This window comes from Brevibacillus migulae, from assembly GCF_004521915.1.
GTDB lineage: Bacteria > Bacillota > Bacilli > Brevibacillales > Brevibacillaceae > Brevibacillus_F > Brevibacillus_F migulae.
The window spans coordinates 389,053-406,649 of record NZ_SDKD01000002.1; the positions used below are offsets into that span (position 1 = coordinate 389,053).

At 49.5% G+C, this 17,597-nt stretch carries 24 protein-coding genes and 1 tRNA gene; 24 read left to right on the top strand and 1 reads right to left on the bottom strand.

The features are described 5' to 3' along the window. The first annotated feature begins 37 nt into the window (after positions 1-37). The 13 genes from EIZ37_RS04080 (at position 38) to EIZ37_RS04140 (ending at position 10,014) form a co-directional block, all read left to right on the top strand. On the top strand, positions 38-724 hold the full coding sequence (locus EIZ37_RS04080) for a flagellar brake protein (RefSeq protein WP_235827880.1): 687 nt from the start codon (positions 38-40) through the stop codon (positions 722-724). A 28-nt stretch (positions 725-752) separates the two neighbouring features. Beyond that, positions 753-941, top strand: coding sequence for a hypothetical protein (locus EIZ37_RS04085; protein WP_134683276.1), 189 nt, complete (start codon positions 753-755; stop codon positions 939-941). 157 nt (positions 942-1,098) lie between these two features. Beyond that, positions 1,099-1,770, top strand: a complete 672-nt coding sequence (gene cmk / locus EIZ37_RS04090; protein ID WP_134683277.1) for a (d)CMP kinase — start codon at positions 1,099-1,101, stop codon at positions 1,768-1,770. Further along, the gene (locus tag EIZ37_RS04095; RefSeq protein ID WP_134683278.1) at positions 1,767-2,360 is read left to right on the top strand and encodes a lysophospholipid acyltransferase family protein; all 594 of its coding nucleotides are present in this window, start codon (positions 1,767-1,769) and stop codon (positions 2,358-2,360) included. The genes cmk and EIZ37_RS04095 overlap by 4 nt, the downstream gene beginning before the upstream one ends. A gap of 183 nt (positions 2,361-2,543) precedes the next feature. Then, on the top strand, positions 2,544-3,722 hold the full coding sequence (rpsA, locus tag EIZ37_RS04100; RefSeq protein WP_134683279.1) for a 30S ribosomal protein S1: 1,179 nt from the start codon (positions 2,544-2,546) through the stop codon (positions 3,720-3,722). A 68-nt stretch (positions 3,723-3,790) separates the two neighbouring features. Then, positions 3,791-4,831, top strand: coding sequence for a type 2 isopentenyl-diphosphate Delta-isomerase (gene fni / locus EIZ37_RS04105; RefSeq protein ID WP_134683280.1), 1,041 nt, complete (start codon positions 3,791-3,793; stop codon positions 4,829-4,831). A 55-nt stretch (positions 4,832-4,886) separates the two neighbouring features. After that, the gene (locus EIZ37_RS04110; RefSeq protein ID WP_134683281.1) at positions 4,887-5,537 is read left to right on the top strand and encodes a YphA family membrane protein; all 651 of its coding nucleotides are present in this window, start codon (positions 4,887-4,889) and stop codon (positions 5,535-5,537) included. 6 nt (positions 5,538-5,543) lie between these two features. Beyond that, positions 5,544-6,452, top strand: coding sequence for a YIEGIA family protein (locus tag EIZ37_RS04115; RefSeq protein ID WP_134683282.1), 909 nt, complete (start codon positions 5,544-5,546; stop codon positions 6,450-6,452). 1 nt (position 6,453) lies between these two features. Beyond that, positions 6,454-6,636 carry a capping complex subunit for YIEGIA gene (locus EIZ37_RS04120; RefSeq protein ID WP_134683283.1) on the top strand — a complete coding sequence of 61 codons (183 nt, stop codon included), beginning with the start codon at positions 6,454-6,456 and terminating at the stop codon, positions 6,634-6,636. Between the two features lie 54 nt (positions 6,637-6,690). Next, on the top strand, positions 6,691-8,004 hold the full coding sequence (der, locus tag EIZ37_RS04125; protein WP_134683322.1) for a ribosome biogenesis GTPase Der: 1,314 nt from the start codon (positions 6,691-6,693) through the stop codon (positions 8,002-8,004). Positions 8,005-8,020: 16 nt separating this feature from the next. After that, the gene (plsY, locus tag EIZ37_RS04130) at positions 8,021-8,629 is read left to right on the top strand and encodes a glycerol-3-phosphate 1-O-acyltransferase PlsY (RefSeq protein WP_134683284.1); all 609 of its coding nucleotides are present in this window, start codon (positions 8,021-8,023) and stop codon (positions 8,627-8,629) included. 13 nt (positions 8,630-8,642) lie between these two features. After that, entirely contained in the window at positions 8,643-9,677 is a 1,035-nt protein-coding gene (locus EIZ37_RS04135) for an NAD(P)H-dependent glycerol-3-phosphate dehydrogenase (RefSeq protein ID WP_134683285.1), read from the top strand. A 70-nt stretch (positions 9,678-9,747) separates the two neighbouring features. Beyond that, positions 9,748-10,014, top strand: coding sequence for a stage VI sporulation protein F (locus EIZ37_RS04140; RefSeq protein ID WP_134683286.1), 267 nt, complete (start codon positions 9,748-9,750; stop codon positions 10,012-10,014). A gap of 193 nt (positions 10,015-10,207) precedes the next feature. On the opposite strand, the gene EIZ37_RS04145 is transcribed toward EIZ37_RS04140, so the two are convergent. Next, the gene (locus EIZ37_RS04145) at positions 10,208-10,681 is read right to left on the bottom strand and encodes a hypothetical protein (protein ID WP_134683287.1); all 474 of its coding nucleotides are present in this window, start codon (positions 10,679-10,681) and stop codon (positions 10,208-10,210) included. Positions 10,682-10,830: 149 nt separating this feature from the next. On the opposite strand from EIZ37_RS04145, the gene EIZ37_RS26310 reads away from it, so the two are divergent. The 11 genes from EIZ37_RS26310 (at position 10,831) to mtrB (ending at position 17,510) form a co-directional block, all read left to right on the top strand. Further along, the gene (locus EIZ37_RS26310; protein WP_268898733.1) at positions 10,831-10,995 is read left to right on the top strand and encodes a DUF2768 family protein; all 165 of its coding nucleotides are present in this window, start codon (positions 10,831-10,833) and stop codon (positions 10,993-10,995) included. A 13-nt stretch (positions 10,996-11,008) separates the two neighbouring features. Next, complete coding sequence (locus EIZ37_RS04155) at positions 11,009-11,302, top strand: 2Fe-2S iron-sulfur cluster-binding protein (protein WP_134683289.1); 294 nt, start codon at positions 11,009-11,011, stop codon at positions 11,300-11,302. A 15-nt stretch (positions 11,303-11,317) separates the two neighbouring features. Further along, the gene (locus EIZ37_RS04160) at positions 11,318-11,665 is read left to right on the top strand and encodes a 2Fe-2S iron-sulfur cluster-binding protein (protein ID WP_134683290.1); all 348 of its coding nucleotides are present in this window, start codon (positions 11,318-11,320) and stop codon (positions 11,663-11,665) included. 35 nt (positions 11,666-11,700) lie between these two features. Next, entirely contained in the window at positions 11,701-12,426 is a 726-nt protein-coding gene (locus tag EIZ37_RS04165; RefSeq protein WP_134683323.1) for a hypothetical protein, read from the top strand. Between the two features lie 328 nt (positions 12,427-12,754). Beyond that, entirely contained in the window at positions 12,755-14,233 is a 1,479-nt protein-coding gene (spoIVA, locus tag EIZ37_RS04170; protein ID WP_134683291.1) for a stage IV sporulation protein A, read from the top strand. 222 nt (positions 14,234-14,455) lie between these two features. Next, entirely contained in the window at positions 14,456-14,728 is a 273-nt protein-coding gene (locus EIZ37_RS04175; protein ID WP_134683292.1) for an HU family DNA-binding protein, read from the top strand. Positions 14,729-14,918: 190 nt separating this feature from the next. Continuing rightward, positions 14,919-15,479 carry a GTP cyclohydrolase I FolE gene (gene folE / locus EIZ37_RS04180; protein WP_134683293.1) on the top strand — a complete coding sequence of 187 codons (561 nt, stop codon included), beginning with the start codon at positions 14,919-14,921 and terminating at the stop codon, positions 15,477-15,479. Between the two features lie 115 nt (positions 15,480-15,594). Further along, positions 15,595-16,248: a CBS and ACT domain-containing protein gene (locus EIZ37_RS04185; protein ID WP_134683294.1), complete on the top strand. Its 654-nt coding sequence runs from the start codon at positions 15,595-15,597 to the stop codon at positions 16,246-16,248. Positions 16,249-16,297: 49 nt separating this feature from the next. Then, positions 16,298-16,374, top strand: a tRNA-Pro gene (locus EIZ37_RS04190). A 178-nt stretch (positions 16,375-16,552) separates the two neighbouring features. Beyond that, positions 16,553-17,257: a lytic transglycosylase domain-containing protein gene (locus EIZ37_RS04195; RefSeq protein ID WP_328591343.1), complete on the top strand. Its 705-nt coding sequence runs from the start codon at positions 16,553-16,555 to the stop codon at positions 17,255-17,257. 16 nt (positions 17,258-17,273) lie between these two features. Continuing rightward, entirely contained in the window at positions 17,274-17,510 is a 237-nt protein-coding gene (gene mtrB, locus EIZ37_RS04200; protein WP_134683295.1) for a trp RNA-binding attenuation protein MtrB, read from the top strand. Positions 17,511-17,597: the final 87 nt, after the last annotated feature.

The window sequence follows — 17,597 nt, forward strand, 5'->3', positions numbered from 1 at the left end:
ATAATATGGGCTAGCAGTGTATGGAGGAGGAGCTCTTGTGAGTGTGCTACCACGAATTGGCCAATTGTTACGCATTAAAAAAGTCAGCATGGATGAAAATATAAGCAAACCAACCTACAAATCACGCGTGGCAGATATTCAGGGCGAACAGGTAGCCATCGAAATGCCGATTCAGGAAGAAACCGGCAAGATGTCGCAGTTTCCCATTGGCACCCACATCGAGGTTTCCTATTTTGCAGAGGATGGCTCTACCTATCAGTTTCAGACGGAAGTCGAAGGAGAGCAAAAAGAAAACGTCCGCTTGCTTCTGATGAGGCTTCCGGAGAAAGAAGCTTTGACACGGATGCAGCGCCGCAATTATTTGCGGGTGGAAACTCATGTCGAGATCGCTGTGAAAACGATGGATAATGTCCGCAACTACCATTTTCTTGCTCGGACAACCGACCTCAGTGGCGGGGGGATGGCTTTTACCTGTCCGGATCATTATCGGTTAAAGGTAGGGGATAAGCTGGAAGTATGGATGGCGCTCCCTCATAAGGCCGGGGTGATTTCCCATTCGTATGCGGAAGCGGAAGTGACACGCTGCAAGCTGCCTGAGGAAAAAGGAGAGCATCAATGGGTCTCCCTGAAATTCGTAACAATATCGCAGGCGGACCAGGCAAAAGTGATCAGAGCCTGTTATGAACGCCAGCTGGAGCTTCGCAAAAAAGGCATGGGTGAATAAACAAAGCGGTTAATAGGGGTGCTGTCGTATGAACAGAACCAACGACTACAACGAACGCTTCAAACGTTTTTCACGAAGGATTGAGAGGGGCATTATCTTGCTGCTTTCCCTCAGTGCTGCATTGCTTTTGGCAGGTGAGCTTGTCAAAGACATCGCTCCCGTGCGGAATGTTTTGGTGGAAACGGAACGGCTGGAGGGCATTTCCCCGCAGCCATGAGGTTTGCTCACTCGCCGGAAATATGGTATGATATACCAAGCAATGGGCCTAAAGGTCAGCAACAGCTTCGTCGAGAAGGCTTCGATCGAAGCTTTCTTTCTTTTTGGGTGTGATCGTTGTGAAAATTCGACAAATTTGGCAGCAGGTGGGTACAAGGATGAATATTGCAATTGACGGACCAGCAGGAGCAGGAAAAAGTACAGTAGCCAAGATCGTTGCTGCTCGACTTCAATACGTTTATATCGACACCGGAGCCATGTACCGGGCTTTGGCATGGGCAGTGCAGCGTGAAGGAATCGAAGTAACGGATGAACAAGCGGTTTCCCGATTATTGGAAAAAAACCGTATCCGTTTGGCTCGCAATCAACAGGAACAACTTGTGTTTTGGAACGAGATTGACATAACCTCCGAAATTCGCACGCCGGAAGTCAGCCAGTATGCTTCGATCGTCGCCAGCCATGGTGAAGTGCGCATGCAGATGCTCGCTTTGCAGCGGGAACTGGCAAAAGAAGGAAACGTCGTGATGGATGGACGCGATATCGGTACACACGTATTGCCGAATGCCGAAGTGAAAATTTTTCTGACGGCTTCAATCAGGGAGCGTGCGGAAAGGCGCTTAGCTGAGCTGCAGGCAAAAGGGCATGAAACTTCACTGGAGGAGCTGGAAGCCGAAATTGCCGAGCGGGATAAACGAGACAGCGAACGTGAAGTAGCGCCGCTCAAGCAGGCTGAGGATGCCGTGCTTGTAGACACATCAGGAAAAACGATAGATGAGGTTGTCGAGCAAATCTTGGAAATCTGCAAGCGAATGGGTGAAAAAGCAAAGTGAAGCTGTATCGATTTTTTCGCGGTTGTTTTCGATTGTTATTTTCAACGATCTATCGCTGGCGTGTGATCGGAGCGGAGAATATCCCGACGGAAGGGGCAGTGATTCTTTGTTCCAATCATATCAGCTTGCTCGATCCGCCGCTGGTTGGCAGCGGGATCGAACGTCAAGTCCACTTTATGGCCAAGGAAGAGCTGTTCCGAATCCCGGTTATTGGTTACTTGATCACCCAATTCGGGGCATTTCCGGTAAAGCGTGGTGCAGGTGATCGAAGCGCGATCCGCAATACGTTAAAGCTGCTGGAGGAAGGCAAGATCTTCGGCATTTTTCCGGAAGGCACAAGAAGTACGACCGGCGAAGTAGGTGAGGGGTTATCAGGGGCTTCCATGTTTGCTCTTAAATCGGATGCGAGCGTGATTCCCGTAGGTATTGTGGGTCCTTACAAACCATTTCGGCCAATCACGATTATTTATGGGAAACCGATAGATCTGTCTGCGCAGCGAGCAGTAAAAGCGGATTCGGAACTCATGAAAGAAACAACAGAACTCATCATGCAAAGCATTAAAGAACTCATTCGTCCATATAAATTATAGATAGACATAAAAAACGCAGTGCAAAGTATGGAAAACCAGATGTGGAAGAATACTAATTTTACCTGTAACACTGACGTCATCAGCTAATCACTTGCTCACCGGCAGTGGTTGCAATATATACTTTTATCGCCGCTTCATATCCCGTAGCGCAGGAGTTGGGTGGTATTCAAGGAGGTTTTGTTCATGATGGAAGAAACGAGCAACGCAACGAGCCTTACAGATGTGAAAACTCTCTCTGTTGGGGATGTTGTCAAAGCAAAAGTGACCAAAGTGGAAGAAAAGCAGGCTTTGGTAGATGTGGGCTACAAATATGACGGCCTAATCCCCATCAGTGAGCTGTCAGGCCTTCATGTTGAAAAAGTGTCTGATGTCGTTTCAGTAGGAGACGAATTCGAAGTAAAAGTGACGAAAATAAATGATGACAAAGAAGAGCTGGTCGTCTCCAAAAAAGCTTTGGTTGTGGAAAAAGCATGGGATGAGCTTTCGCAAAAAATGGAGTCGGGAGAGATCATTGAGGCTCCTGTGAAAGAGGTCGTCAAAGGCGGCCTCGTGGTAGACGTGGGACTGCGCGGTTTTGTGCCGGCATCCATGGTCGAGCGTCATTTTGTTGAGGATTTCTCCTCTTATGTAGGCAATACCCTGACGCTGAAAGTAGTAGAAATGGACAAAGAGAAAAACAAAGTGATCCTCTCCCACAAAGCGGTGTTGGAGCAAGAGGCACAACAACAAAAGCAAGGCGTCCTCGAGAATCTCCAGCCTGGCCAAGTGTTGGATGGTACCGTGCAGCGCCTGACAGACTTTGGCGTGTTCGTCGATATCGGCGGTGTGGATGGATTGGTTCATGTGTCCGAGTTGGCATGGACACGTGTCGATAAACCGTCGGATGTAGTGAAAGAAGGCGACAAGGTCAAGGTGAAAATCTTGAAAGTCGACAAGGATAACGAGCGCATCAGCTTGAGCATGAAGGAAACCCAGCCAGGTCCATGGGATGTCGCTGGCCAGCAATTCAAAAAGGGCGACGTGGTCACAGGAACTGTGAAGCGTTTGGTTTCCTTTGGGGCTTTCGTTGAATTGGCTCCTGGCATCGAAGGCTTGGTCCATATCTCGCAAATGGCCAACCGCCATGTGAATGCTCCTTCTGAAGTCGTCAAAGAAGGGCAAGAGGTGCAAGTGAAGATTCTCGACGTGATCCCTTCCGAGCAGCGCATCAGCCTGAGCATTCGTGCGCTTGAGGAAGATCGCACCGTCGAAGTGGAGCGTGCAAATCGCCGCGAACAGCAAAGCTTCCAGCAAGAAAACAATCAACCCTTGGGAGTAACGTTGGGAGATTTGTTTGGAGACCTGAAAGACAAGTTCAAATAAGAATGGCGAAATGAGGGGATGCGCACATGGGCGTATCCCCTTTTTGCGTAAAAAGGGTGGGTGATACGATGAGCAGATCATCAAGGAAATGGGAGCATGTCCAACACGCGCTAGCGACAAAAAGAGAGAAATCGAGTCATTTTGATGAGATGATTTTCTTGCCAAATAGTTTACCGAATATATATTATGGTAACTCCTCGCTTGCTACCCGGTTAGCGTGTTGGGAGCTTTCGTCACCGATTATGATCAACGCAATGACAGGCGGCTCTGTTGAAACACAGGAGATTAACCAGAAGCTGGCGATCGTCGCAAAAGAAAAGGGACTGGCGATGGCGGTTGGCTCGCAAATGGCAGCGATGAGGGACAAGGAGGTGGAAGCAACCTATTCCATCGTGCGCAGGGAGAATCCAGCAGGAATTATCTTTGCGAATTTAGGCGCGGAGGCCAGTGTCGAGCAGGCAAAAAGGGCAGTTGCTATGATCGAAGCCAATGGGCTGCAAATCCATCTCAATGTCATGCAAGAATTGATCATGCCGGAGGGGGATCGTGATTTTACCGGATACCTGCAGAATGTGGAGCGGATGGTCAAGGAAGCGGGGGTTCCGATCATCGTCAAAGAGGTCGGGTTTGGGATGTCACGGGAAACCTACCAGCGTCTCGTCGACGTCGGTGTACGCATCATCGACGTTGGGGGGCATGGCGGCACCAATTTTGCGGAAATCGAAAATAAGCGGCGAGATGACCCGCTGCACATGTTTGAAACGTGGGGATTGTCCACAGTGCAGAGCCTTTTGGAAGCCGGTGCCTGGAAACGGCCGGATGTAGACTTTGTTGCCAGCGGGGGTATTCGGCACGGTCTTGATGTATGCAAGGCCATCGCATTGGGAGCTTCTGCAGCCGGCATGGCAGGTACCTTTCTCGAGCTGGTCCAGACGAAAGCGATGGAGCAATGTCTGGAGGCGGTCGACCATCTTCACCATCAGATCCGCATGACGCTTACCGCACTAGGCTGTGAGCAATTATCGCAACTCAGGGCACGACCGTACACACTGAGCAGTGAATTATGGTCATGGGCCGTCCAACGCGGGATCAGACAGGGCGCGTTATGAAACTCTCAGCTTTGGGCATACTTTTGGAGAGATTCTCGAGGCTGAGGAGAGGAACATGAACGACGGGGTCATTTCGCTCATTACGCAATGGTGTCTGCTCTGTTTGCTTTGGATGGGACTGTTTGATCGAGCGCTGCAACGGATACGAGTAAGCCGAGCCGTCGCTCTTGCCGGTTTGATGCTCAGCTTGGTCTGTGCCTATGCGAATTGGCAGCTTTACTTTTTGCCTGTGTCTATCAATGTAAGTGGGACGCTTTTGCCGATAATGGCGGCTGCTTGGGTCTGGTCTGTGCTCCCTGCCGAGGGGAAGCATTATTGTGTGCTTTCCGTGCTGTTTTCGGTCTTTCTCCAGTTTGCTGCGCGAAAGCTCTTTTTCTGGGATCCTGTTTTACTGATCATGGATGAGCATATTTTATTGCCGCTCGTCTTGGTATGCACCACCTTTCTGCTGGTAAGAGAATGGCAGCAGCAGCTGGTGATTTTGCTTCTATCCCTGCCGCTCGCGGATGGATTGTATGTGATCAGCAATGAAGCGCAATGGGAGAACGGCATCGTCGGAGGGGAGTATGCGCAGGATTTGCTCTGGAGTGTGCTTTCGCTCTGGATCCTGGTGGCTTTTGCGTGGAGCGTGATGACAAAAGGCTTCAGTCTCTTGCGGGTCCATCTCGTAGAGAAATGGAAGGCGAAGACCTATGTGAGAAGGTGATGCATCCTGATTACGAAATTGCTGGCGAATGAATTTGTCATTCCCTTGATCATCGGCTTCGGTTTTGGCATCCTGACCAGACTCTATCTGCTGCAGACGGATTATCGGCAATATCCGACTCATCCGCACGGGAAAATCATTCACGTATCGCTCGGTGTAATCGCGTCGGCTCTTGGTGCTGTAGCGGTGCCTTCCCTGCTGAAAGAGGACTACACCGCGATTACGTTTTTATCGCTGGCCGCTCAGCAGTTCCGTGATGTTCGGAACATGGAGCGAAAGACACTGTCGGAAATTGATCAGCATGAGCTGGTGCCTCGGGGACAGACGTATATCGAAGGGATCGCGATGGTGTTCGAAGGGCGCAATTATCTGGTGATCCTGAGCGCTCTCGTGACCACGTTCGCCACCGTCCTGTTTGCGTGGTGGGGAGGTGTGCTGGTCGGGCTGCTATCCTTGGTATTGGCCCGTTTTTTAAAATCCGGCAAGTCATTGTCGCATATCGTTGAGGTGGTGCCTGCCGAACTGCGAGTGGAAGGCAAGGATCTGTATGTAGGCGATATTTACATCATGAACGTCGGCTTGCAGGATGGGCAGCAGACGATTCGAGAACGTGGCATGGGTTTTATCTTGCGTCCGAAAAACCTCAACGCGAATGTCACGATCTCTCACCCGGGACAGCGCCAAGCGATTCTTCACGACGCTGCCACTATTCTAGGGGTTTATACCGATGAAGGGGAACCCTCATTGACTCCGATGGTGAAAAGGGATTTGAAGACGGGGAGACTGGGAGTCTTCCTTCTGCCGCTCGTGCGAGATGCGGAAAAAGCACGGGTCGTCATTGAAAATGTGCCGATATTGGAGAGTGCGATACGCATGCCAAAGGAAGCGCCGGTCAATGCAAAGGGAGGAAGCTAAAATGAGCACCAAAATTGTCGCCGTCGTAACAACCCAGAAGGAAGCCGTTGCTGGAGGAGCCCCCATTTTCGTCGTACAGTCCCCCAAGGAATTGCAAGAGACTGCCTTTACGTTGGAAAAAATTTTAGATGCAATGGTACACGAATTAAACGCGAATACGCTGATCGTTGTTCGCCATTCATAGAGTATGGTATGATTACTAACGAAAAATGCTAGACGAGAGAGAGTGTTGAAAACCATGGGATTACCTGTTGTCGCGATTGTTGGACGCCCGAATGTAGGAAAGTCCACGATCTTTAATCGGCTTGTCGGTGAACGTATTGCAATTGTAGAAGACATGCCGGGAGTTACACGTGACCGTTTGTATGGAAAAGGCGAGTGGTTAAACCACTACTTCCATGTAATTGATACCGGCGGAATTGAATTTGGCGAGACGGATGAGATCTTGACGCAGATGCGCGTCCAGGCAGAGCTCGCGATTGATGAAGCGGACGTGATCGTGATGATCGCGGATGGCCGTACCGGTGCGACCGATGCTGACCTGGAGCTGGCACGGATGCTTAATCGCACGGGAAAACCGATTGTGCTCGCCATCAATAAGCTGGACAATCCCGAGATGCGGATGGAAGTCTATGACTTCTACCAGCTTGGCTTAGGCGAACCATTCCCGATTTCCGGATCGCACGGTTTGGGATTGGGGGATATGCTGGATGCGGTGATATCGCATTTCCCGAAAAAGGAAGAAGAAGAGGAAGAGGATGATGTCATCCGCGTGTCCATTATCGGACGTCCGAATGTAGGGAAATCTTCTTTGACCAACGCGTTGCTGGGAGAAGAGCGTGTGATCGTCAGCGATGTGGCCGGTACTACCCGCGATGCGATTGATACCCCTTTTACCCGCGAAGGACAAAAGTATGTCCTCGTTGATACGGCAGGGATGCGCAAGCGCGGCAAAGTGTATGAGTCCACGGAGAAGTACAGCGTCATGCGCGCGATGAAAGCCATCGAGGATTCGGATGTTGTGCTGGTAGTGCTGAATGGAGAAGAAGGCATTATCGAGCAGGACAAAAAAATTGCCGGTTATGCCCATGAAGCCGGGCGGGCCATCATTATCGTTGTGAACAAGTGGGATGCGGTGGAGAAGGATGACAAGACGATGAACCGATTCATCGAAGAGATCCGCGATGGGTTCAAATATCTCTCCTATGCTCCGATCTTGTTCGTATCAGCCAAGACGAAGCAGCGCATCCACACCATTTTGCCAAAAGTGAACGAGGTAGCCGATGCCCACACGATGCGCGTCTCGACTTCTACCTTGAACGAATTGATCAACGAAGCGCAAATCATGACGCCTCCGCCAACCGACAAGGGAAAACGTTTGCGGATCAGCTATGCAACACAAGCGGCAGTGAAGCCTCCTACGTTCATCTTGTTCGTGAATGATCCGGAGATTATGCATTTTTCCTATGAGCGATACATAGAGAATAAAATTCGGGAAGCTTTTGTTTTCGAGGGAACGCCCATCCGTATCCTGACACGACAAAAAACTTAGGGAGAGAAAAAGAGCGATGGAGTTCGTTTTATCCGCGGTGGTCAGCTATTTGTTAGGCTCGATTAGCTTTAGTTATCTGATCAGCAAAAAAGTAGCCGGTATCGACATTCGTTCCCACGGGAGCGGAAATGCCGGGGCTACCAATACCTTGCGTGTGTTAGGGACAGGGCCGGCCATCCTTGTATTGCTCTTGGATGCGATCAAAGGGATGGCGGCGGTAGCTTTTGCTTGGTGGATATCCGACAGCAATACTGTCATCGGTGCACTTGCAGGAATTTTCGCGATCATCGGGCACAATTGGCCCATCTTTTTTCAATTTCGTGGAGGCAAGGGCATTGCGACGACAATTGGGGTAGCTCTCCTGATTTCCCCGCTTGCGTTTATCATCAGCGTGCTTCTTTGCGTTGCTGTCATTGCGATTACCCGTTATGTCTCTTTGGGCTCACTCGTGTTTGTAACGGCATTTCCGATTCTCCTATACTTTTTAACGCATAACCTTCCCCTTTGCCTTGTCGTTCTGATTATCACGGTATTTGGTTTCGTCAGACATTATTCGAATATCCGCAATTTATTGGCAGGCAAAGAGCGTAAAATCGGGGAAAAGACACCAAAAGATTTGAAATGAGTGAAGGGGGGAGATGTGGTTGAAGAAGCAAGTGGCCGTTATCGGTGCGGGCAGCTGGGGCACAGCACTGGCTTCGGTATGCGCCGATAATCAGCATGAGGTAACGCTCTGGATGCGTGATGCAGAGCTTGCAGAAGAAATCAATCAGCGTCACATCAATCATAAATATCTTCCAAATGTATCGTTGTCCCCGCTAATTACAGCGAGTACAGACCTGGAAGCAACGGTTACGGGAAAAAAGGCAGTGATCCTCGTTCTGCCTTCCCATGCCATTCGCGGAGTCATGAAGCAATTGGCGCCATTCCTCGAACCGGATGTATTGCTGATTCATGCGATCAAAGGGTTTGAACTGGATAGTCTGAAGCGGATTTCGGAGGTCATACAGGAAGAGGTACCTGCACACCTCGCTCAACGTCTGGCAGTCCTGACGGGTCCAAGCCATGCGGAGGAAGTCATCATCAAGGCCCCTACGACGGTGGTTGTTTCGTCTTCTTCTGAAACAAGCATGCTGGAAGCCCAGGATCTAGTCATGACCAATTATTTCCGCGTGTACACCAATTCTGACATGGTTGGCGCCGAAATCGCTGGTGCGCTCAAAAACATCATCGCGCTGGGAGCGGGCCTTTCCGATGGACTGGGCTTTGGAGATAATGCCAAAGCCGCTTTGATGACCCGGGGGCTAGCCGAGATTACCCGACTCGGTGTCAACATGGGAGCCAATCCATCGACCTTTTTGGGACTAGCCGGTGTGGGAGATTTGATCGGGACTTGCACGAGCAAGCACAGTCGCAACTGGCGGGCTGGCTATATGCTTGGACAAGGCATTTCTCTTGACGAAGTTCTGTCCAATATGGGCATGGTGGTGGAGGGTGTCCGCACAACCAAGGCGGCTAATCAGCTGGCTGAACGTGAGCATGTGGAGATGCCGATTACGCGCATCATGTACGAGATCCTGTTTGAGCAAAAAACGCCGCGGCAGGGTGTAGAAGAACTGATGGGTCGCATGCGCACATACGAAATGGATTGGATGGAAGGAAAGCCGCTCTAGGCGAATCACCAAAAAATGGACTCCTTCATAAGATAGCTTGAAACCTATTGTCTATGAAGGAGGAGTTCAGATGAGTAAGAGTGTGTCTCGCCTGTTTCTCGATAAATTGCGCGGGAAGTCGACGCCTGGACTGGATGAAGGGCAGCTCCGATCCATTGCGGGTCAAATGAAAAAAAGTGACTTCGAGGATGAGGCCAAATTACGCCAGTTAATCCGGACGCTCTCTGCATTCAGCGGCGCATCCATCACACCCGAAAAAGAAGAACAAATCCTGCAGATGTTTCGTGACAAGCAGATTGATATCAACAACGTGCAGTCACTGAAAAAGTTATTGTAGCCCTGCAAGAAATGGGCGATTATGACCGTTACCCACAATTGAAATTATCCATAAAGTAAGACTAGGAACAATCATGGCTCTACAGGGACATGGCTGGCCTACAGCATCCTGCGCGGCAGCTGCCACACGCATTTGCCGTGCAGGAAAAATCATGCATGTCAAGCGGATACGGTGCACGAAAAAAAGAGGGAGATCATCCCTCTTTTTTTCGTTTTGCTGAAGAGCTGGTGCTTTGGCTGAGCAAGGATTGGACCAAGGGGGATTGCAAAAGTCCGAGCAGCTGGCTCATATCGATGTTCGCCAAAGGATTGCTGCCTCCTGAGCCGCTTTCGGAAGGGGTGTCCGTGTCATCCGGTTCAGGAGCAGGCAGCTCCCGGCCGCTTCTTCCCTGCGGGGCTGTGGAGCCTCTGCTGGCTCGATTGCCAATCGAGTCCACTATTTCCATCGCTCCATACAGCGTATCCATGGTTTCTTCCATTTGCCGGATGGTGCTGCTGATTCCCTTAATATTGCTTCGCATCTTGGATACGGATGAGCGCAGGTCAAGAGTGGGTAACGTTTTCTTTGCGGTCACGGCAAGGGAAGCAGGGGCATTGGAACCTGCGGTCGATTGACCAGTTTTTTTGGATAGCGGTGTATATGGATTACGCCACTTGCGTTGATTCATGTTCTTCCCTCCATTTCATATCGTCATAACAGTCTATGCGGTTGTTTGAAACTAGGTTCGTGTCACGGAAAGTATGCTATAATGACCAAAGATAGAGAAAACTTGTAAAGGGTGCTGTATTGGTTATGACGATTGATCCAATGACAAAAATGAATATTTCTTTATTGGCTATTTTTTTTATGTTTGTTTGCAATATTATGGTGATCTTCTCGCGGAAATTCAAAAACGGATGGGTTCGTTTTCTGATAAAAGCGCTTGCCTTTTTGTTGCTGCTGGTCACATTGGGTATGATTTTGATCGTGTTGATTGCATAGGAGGCGGTCAAAGGTGAAGCTAATCTTACAATCTAGGACAGGCACGGTAGAAGTGGAGCCCGAGGTAGGCATCAGCATTGTCCAACTATCCAAAAAGCAAAAAATCCCTTGGAGTTATGCTTGTGAACGCGGGATTTGCGCTCAGTGCCGTACATTGGTCGTGGAGGGTGCCGAATTCCTCAACGAAGTGACCAAGGAAGAAAAGCTGCGTCTGCGAAAAGCGGAGCGTGCACAGGGATATCGTCTAGGCTGCCAAATCAAGGTGACCACTCCAGGGCCGATTACGCTACAGCACCAACCTTATTGAACCGGAGGAACCGCTATGCCCAAAGTAACCTTTTTGCCTGGGGGAAAGACGGTAAAGGCACGGGAAGGGCAAACCCTCGTAAGTCTCGCTGGTGCGCATCGGATCATCATCCCGCAGCGGTGTGGCGGGCATGCTTCATGCCTGATGTGTAAAGTGGTGATTGAGCAGGGAGAAGTCAGTCCCCCCAGCGAGCTGGAGCGCCGCAAAATGCAGGAAAAGGATTTGCTGGACCAGATCCGTCTTGGCTGTCAGGCTCGGGTGACCGGGAAGGATTGCGTCGTTCGCATACCCGATAACCGTCTAAAATCAATTGTACAGGCTGCGTTGGAGAGACAGCGAGCCGAGGAGGAAGAAGAATGGTAGCAACTCATGTGCCTTTGCATAGAAAAATCAAGCGAATGTGGCAGCATGCTGCGTTTATCGGGATCGTGGCAGTGGTATCGTCATTGCTGGCAGGCTGCCTTTACCCCGAGGAACGCTTGGCGCAAAATCAAGTGCCCAGCACGTTCTATCTGGAAGCGACACAAAAAGCGATTGATCAATACCACACGGATACAGGCGTGCTGCCCATCGTGACCAAACCGCTGGATACCCCGATTTTCGAAAAATATGAAGTGGATTTCCGCATGCTCATGCCAAAATACGTGCCGGATGTGCCGGCGAATGCGTTTGAAAAAGGCGGTGTCTACAAATATGTACTCGTAGACGTCGAAACAAAGCCGCTTGTTCGGCTCGCCAATCTGGCAGCTGTGAGCAAGGTAGCTGATGTGCAAACGGCAGTGAATCGCTATGTGAGCCACTATGGCAAACTTCCTGTGGAAAAGGAAATCGGCAACGGTTATTTCACCATATCCGGCAAAGCCATCGGTATGCAGGATGTGCAGGTAAACAGTTCCATCACCAATCAATGGCTCCCGTTAATCATGAATGAGCGGGGCGAAGTGGGCATTGATTATGCGGCGGATATTGCAACCACCCTGCGCAACAATCCAAAGCTGCAAGTGCCACCTCAAACAGACCCTCGCTATGTGTTGGCCAGGGAATCTATGTTTGTACCCATCAAATCATTTCCTTATGAGCTGGTCAACGGAGAACCACGCCTGTTACCGCTCATCATCGATTAAAAGCGTCTCTTCGGGGCGCTTTTTTTGCTGGATAAGTATGTAAAAAATTCGTATCCACCTAAGTGCAACGAAGGCTTGCCAAAAGCTGGGTGTAGCCAAATTTGCTAACGTGAAAAAACGTCTCCTCGTTATTCATGAAGCTTGGTTGGCATACTAGCGGGCAACCAAAGGAGAAAGACCTTTTTTGTTCTAAACATATATCTTTTACATATACATGTACTGTCCACAAATCTAGTACGAGATTCCCTGTGCAAGTGGAGAAATAGAGGGATAAATCGGAAAAACAGTCATAGTGTAAAAATAGACAAATAGAAGGAGGTCATCGAAGGTGGAGCGTATTGACATTTTTAAAGACATTGCAGAACGAACAGGCGGCGATATTTATCTGGGCGTGGTCGGGCCTGTTCGTACGGGGAAATCCACATTCATCAAGCGATTTATGGAACAGGTTGTGATCCCCAACATCCAGACCGAATCCGAACGTATTCGCGCTACGGATGAACTGCCGCAAAGTGCTTCTGGCCGTACGATCATGACCACAGAGCCGAAGTTCGTGCCGAATCAAGCGGTGCAAATCAACGTAGCAGAAGGACTTAGTATCAATGTCCGCCTCGTTGACTGCGTTGGATATACGGTTTATGGAGCGAAAGGCTTTGAGGATGATAACGGTCCAAGAATGGTGAACACGCCTTGGTATGAAGAGCCTGTTCCATTTGAGGAAGCGGCCGAGGTAGGCACACGAAAAGTCATCCAGGAGCATTCCACGATTGGCATCGTCGTCACTACGGATGGTTCCATTGCGGAAATCCCGCGTCAAGGCTATGTAGAAGCGGAAGAGCGGGTCGTAAGCGAGCTCAAGGAAGTGGGGAAACCATTTGTCATTGTGGTGAACTCGGTCAGACCACGTTCAGAAGAAACCCAATCGCTGCGACAAGAGCTGCAGGACAAATACGATGTACCGGTATTGGCGCTTTCCGTTGATAACATGAGTGAAAACGAAATCCTCGTCCTGCTCCGGGAAGTGCTCTTTGAATTCCCAGTACACGAGGTAAATGTGAACCTGCCAAGCTGGGTCATGGTGCTGGAGGGCGGTCACTGGCTGCGCCAAAACTACGAAGAAGCTGTACGCGACACCGTCAAGGATATTCGCAGACTACGCGATGTGGACCGCGTGGTTGGACATTTCGGCGAATATGACTTTGTGGAGCGAGCAGCTTTGGCTGGCATGCACATGGGGCAAGGGATTGCTGAGATTGACCTGTACGCTCCAGATGAGCTGTATGACCAGATCTTAATGGAAATCGTCGGGGTGGAGATCTCAGGTAAAGACCATCTGCTGAAAATCATGCAGGAGTTCGCACATGCCAAACGGGAATACGATCAGGTGGCAGAAGCCTTGCACATGGTAAGATCCACGGGCTATGGCATCGCAGCGCCGTCTCTCCATGAAATGACGCTGGACGAACCAGAGATGATCCGCCAAGGGCCTCGATTCGGTGTCCGTCTGAAAGCAACAGCACCGTCCATCCACATGATCCGCGTCGATGTAGAGTCCGAGTTCGCACCGATCATCGGGACGGAAAAACAGAGCGAAGAGCTGGTTCGTTACCTGATGCAAGATTTCGACAAAGATCCATTGGCGATCTGGAATTCCGATATTTTTGGACGCTCCCTGCATTCCATCGTAAGAGAAGGCATTCAGGCGAAAATTACAATGATGCCGGACAATGCGCGCTACAAACTGCAAGAAACACTTGGCAGAATCATTAACGAAGGCTCCGGCGGTTTAATCGCGATTATTCTGTAAAACTAGTAAAAAAGACCTAGTAAAAGGTGCTAGACTCCCTATTATCAGGGGGTCTTTTTTGATTTCGGTAGATTTCGACAGGAAAAGGCTTGAATTTACAAGAGTGGTGTATTACTATAGGTTTGTCAGAACGGTAAAAACACCCAACAAAGCGTATAAAATCAGGGATTTCGGTTAAAAGTTGTAATAACTATAGCAACCCTTTGAGGGGAGGTGAAAGATATGAACAAAACAGAACTCGTTGCAAAGGTAGCTGAGACTACTGAACTTACGAAAAAAGACGCTGCAAAAGCAGTTGATGCAGTTCTTGATGCGATTGCGGATGCTTTGAAAACAGGTGATAAAGTGCAATTGATCGGTTTTGGTAACTTCGAAGTTCGTGAGCGCGCGGCTCGTAAAGGTCGTAACCCACAAACTGGTAAAGAAATCGAAATCGCTGCTAGCAAAATCCCAGCTTTCAAACCAGGTAAGCAACTGAAGGACTCCATCAAGTAATTTAACAATTCCTGATGTACCTACATAAAAAATCCACATTGCAAAATGTGGATTTTTTGCATTTTTTCCAACCATTATGGTAATATGGGTTTGTTCTGTCGCAAAATAGATGGACGACCTATGCATAGCAAGCTCCGGTTCAGGTCAACAATGACAGTGGGGAGTTCACCGGAGAGAAGGAGGAAACACAGTGAAAGTGGATCACGAAAAAATAAAGCAAGCCGTCCGCATGATTCTGGAAGCAGTCGGAGAAAATCCAGATCGTGAAGGGCTTCTGGATACACCTAAGCGCGTAGCGAAAATGTATGAAGAAGCATTTGAGGGAATGGCGGTCGACGAAGAAAAATATTTCGAAACCGTTTTTAGCGAAGAGCACGAGGAAATGGTTCTAGTGAAAGATATTCCGTTTTACTCGATGTGCGAACACCATCTGGTACCGTTTTTTGGGAAGGCGCACGTCGCCTATATTCCTCGCGGCGGTCGTGTCGTCGGCTTGAGCAAACTGGCCAGAGCGATTGAGTCGGTGGCAAGACGCCCGCAGCTGCAGGAAAGAATCACGGCGACTGTTGCGAATGCGATCATGAAAAAACTGGATCCGCACGGTGTGGTAGTGGTAGTCGAGGCAGAACACATGTGCATGACCATGCGCGGTGTTAAAAAGCCTGGATCGAAAACCGTTACTTCAGCAGTGCGCGGAATTTTCGAACACGACAGTGCGGCGCGTGCAGAAGTATTCAGTCTGATCAAATAAGGCGAAAAACGGAACTTGTCCTTTCCTTGGATGAGTTCTTCTTTTATTTCGGGAATGCTTGTAATACAATTGGTTTGCAGTCCTATTACGGGCATGATCATAGGGGGAATCACGCATGATCGTACGACAATGGATGAAAACCAATCCCAAGACCGTCACTGCCGAAACATCCATCTCAGCAGCCATAGCCAAAATGAAAGAATGGAAGATTCGTCGTTTTCCGGTTGTCAATGCTGACAACGTGGTCATCGGCTTTTTGACGGAGGGAGACTGCCTGAAAGCATCGCCATCGGAAGCTACCTTGCTGTCCAAGCATGAGGTTCATTATTTACTGGAACAAGTAAAAGTGAAAGATGTGATGTCGAAAAAGATCATCTCCATTTCCCCAGATATGTTGGTAGAAGAAGCCATCTTGATCATGCGCAATAACAGCATCAGCGGCGTACCGGTCGTGGAAAACGGCAAGCTGGTCGGCATCATCACCGAAGCGGATGTATTTGATTCCCTGATTACCATCCTAGGGGCGGGTAAACCTGGCATCCGCATGACGCTGGAACTCGATGACCGATCAGGTGTACTGGCAGAGGTTGCCTCCTTGGTGTCCGATCGCATCGGGAACATTACCAGTATTGCGGAGCTTCATCATAATCAAAACGGCAAGGTGATCCTGTTGCTTCGCTTCCCGGGAGGACGCAGGGAGGCCGATGAGATGACCAAGGAGCTGGAAGCAAAGGGACATCACGTGACGTCAGTCCATATCGTCTCCTAAATCTATCTTGACATGGATTGTATTATATTGTATATTTTCTAAGTACAGTCGGGATGTGGCGCAGCCCGGTAGCGCGCACCCTTGGGGTGGGTGAGGTCCAGGGTTCGAATCCCTGCATTCCGACCATACTTGTAGCGAAATCAACCAACGCTTCCTTTCCTGATTGCCATCAGAAGGAGCGTTTTTCTTTTGCGCTTCTCCCTCTCAGCTGTTTCAGCATGGGAGTATTGACAGGAATTATCAACTTGGCGAACATCTGGTTGTCCACTATAATAGAACTATGTCGGCAAAGGAGTGAGAGGGAATGAATGTGACTCCTCAGTTTCGTGCGTGGATCCAGAGCTTGAGCAACGTACATACAGCAGAGCCTAACCAGCTGGGTGGGGGAAACCTGACCGATTCCGCACAGGATAGCACGTTTGAGGATCTGTTAATGCAGGAAATGGAAAACAGTCAAATGATCGTTTCTTCGGAAGAGATCCTTGCTGATTTGGACGGAAGCCCTACTTTTCAATATGATGGTATTTATACAAGCCAGCAGCAGGTGAGCCACGAAACCTCTTCTGCCCTGAGAACCGGCCGATCTCAAGCTTCGATGAATCAGGGAAGCGTCATGGAGAAAATCGAGCGGATTGCGAAATCCTATGGAGTAGATGCCAATTTGGTGCGTGAGGTGGTACGGGCTGAGTCGAACTTCAACCCAAATGCAGTCTCGCGCGCAGGTGCCAAAGGATTAATGCAGCTGATGGACAGTACAGCTCGTTCCTTGAAGGTGACGGATTCGTTTGACCCGGAGCAAAACCTCAAAGGCGGCACCAAATATTTGCGTGATTTGCTGCGGAAGTACGATGGGAATGTGAAGGTGGCGCTGGCTGCTTACAACGCTGGCCCGGGCCGCATTGACCGCTTAGATATCGATACCGATGCCGAGTTTGAGGAAAAAGCAAGGCAACTCCCGCAAGAGACACAACGTTATGTCGATAAAATTACCAGTCGTATTTACGGCTAGGTGAGGAGGAAGCAGTTTGTCTGATAATGGAAATGTTCAAGGACAGCAAGACTTCTTTGTCATTAAGGCAAAGGAGAACGGCGTGAATGTCATAGGGTTAACGCGCGGTACAGACACGCGGTTTCATCACACGGAAAAGTTGGACAAGGGAGAGGTCATGCTGGCTCAATTTACCGAGCATACTTCTGCCATTAAGGTCCGAGGAAAAGCCGTTATCCTGACTCGACATGGGATTGTGGATACGACTGAATAATTACTCGCTGATACGTGAAAGGAAAAGCAGGCATCGTGATGCCTGCTTCAGGCTGTCGAGAAAGTCGACAGCCTTTTTATTTCTCTA

Bases quoted from the DNA above. Each gene is read 5' to 3' on its own strand.
- EIZ37_RS04120 (WP_134683283.1), top strand. From the start codon at position 6,454: ATGAGCACCAAAATTGTCGCCGTCGTAACAACCCAGAAGGAAGCCGTT.
- der (WP_134683322.1), top strand. From the start codon at position 6,691: ATGGGATTACCTGTTGTCGCGATTGTTGGACGCCCGAATGTAGGAAAG.
- EIZ37_RS04135 (WP_134683285.1), top strand. From the start codon at position 8,643: ATGTGGTTGAAGAAGCAAGTGGCCGTTATCGGTGCGGGCAGCTGGGGC.
- EIZ37_RS04195 (WP_328591343.1), top strand. From the start codon at position 16,553: ATGAATGTGACTCCTCAGTTTCGTGCGTGGATCCAGAGCTTGAGCAAC.
- fni (WP_134683280.1), top strand. From the start codon at position 3,791: ATGAGCAGATCATCAAGGAAATGGGAGCATGTCCAACACGCGCTAGCG.
- EIZ37_RS04185 (WP_134683294.1), top strand. From the start codon at position 15,595: ATGATCGTACGACAATGGATGAAAACCAATCCCAAGACCGTCACTGCC.
- EIZ37_RS04160 (WP_134683290.1), top strand. From the start codon at position 11,318: ATGCCCAAAGTAACCTTTTTGCCTGGGGGAAAGACGGTAAAGGCACGG.
- EIZ37_RS04140 (WP_134683286.1), top strand. From the start codon at position 9,748: ATGAGTAAGAGTGTGTCTCGCCTGTTTCTCGATAAATTGCGCGGGAAG.
- EIZ37_RS04145 (WP_134683287.1), bottom strand. From the start codon at position 10,681: ATGAATCAACGCAAGTGGCGTAATCCATATACACCGCTATCCAAAAAA.
- EIZ37_RS04175 (WP_134683292.1), top strand. From the start codon at position 14,456: ATGAACAAAACAGAACTCGTTGCAAAGGTAGCTGAGACTACTGAACTT.
- EIZ37_RS04110 (WP_134683281.1), top strand. From the start codon at position 4,887: ATGAACGACGGGGTCATTTCGCTCATTACGCAATGGTGTCTGCTCTGT.
- EIZ37_RS04085 (WP_134683276.1), top strand. From the start codon at position 753: ATGAACAGAACCAACGACTACAACGAACGCTTCAAACGTTTTTCACGA.
- cmk (WP_134683277.1), top strand. From the start codon at position 1,099: ATGAATATTGCAATTGACGGACCAGCAGGAGCAGGAAAAAGTACAGTA.
- EIZ37_RS26310 (WP_268898733.1), top strand. From the start codon at position 10,831: ATGAATATTTCTTTATTGGCTATTTTTTTTATGTTTGTTTGCAATATT.
- EIZ37_RS04165 (WP_134683323.1), top strand. From the start codon at position 11,701: ATGTGGCAGCATGCTGCGTTTATCGGGATCGTGGCAGTGGTATCGTCA.
- rpsA (WP_134683279.1), top strand. From the start codon at position 2,544: ATGATGGAAGAAACGAGCAACGCAACGAGCCTTACAGATGTGAAAACT.
- plsY (WP_134683284.1), top strand. From the start codon at position 8,021: ATGGAGTTCGTTTTATCCGCGGTGGTCAGCTATTTGTTAGGCTCGATT.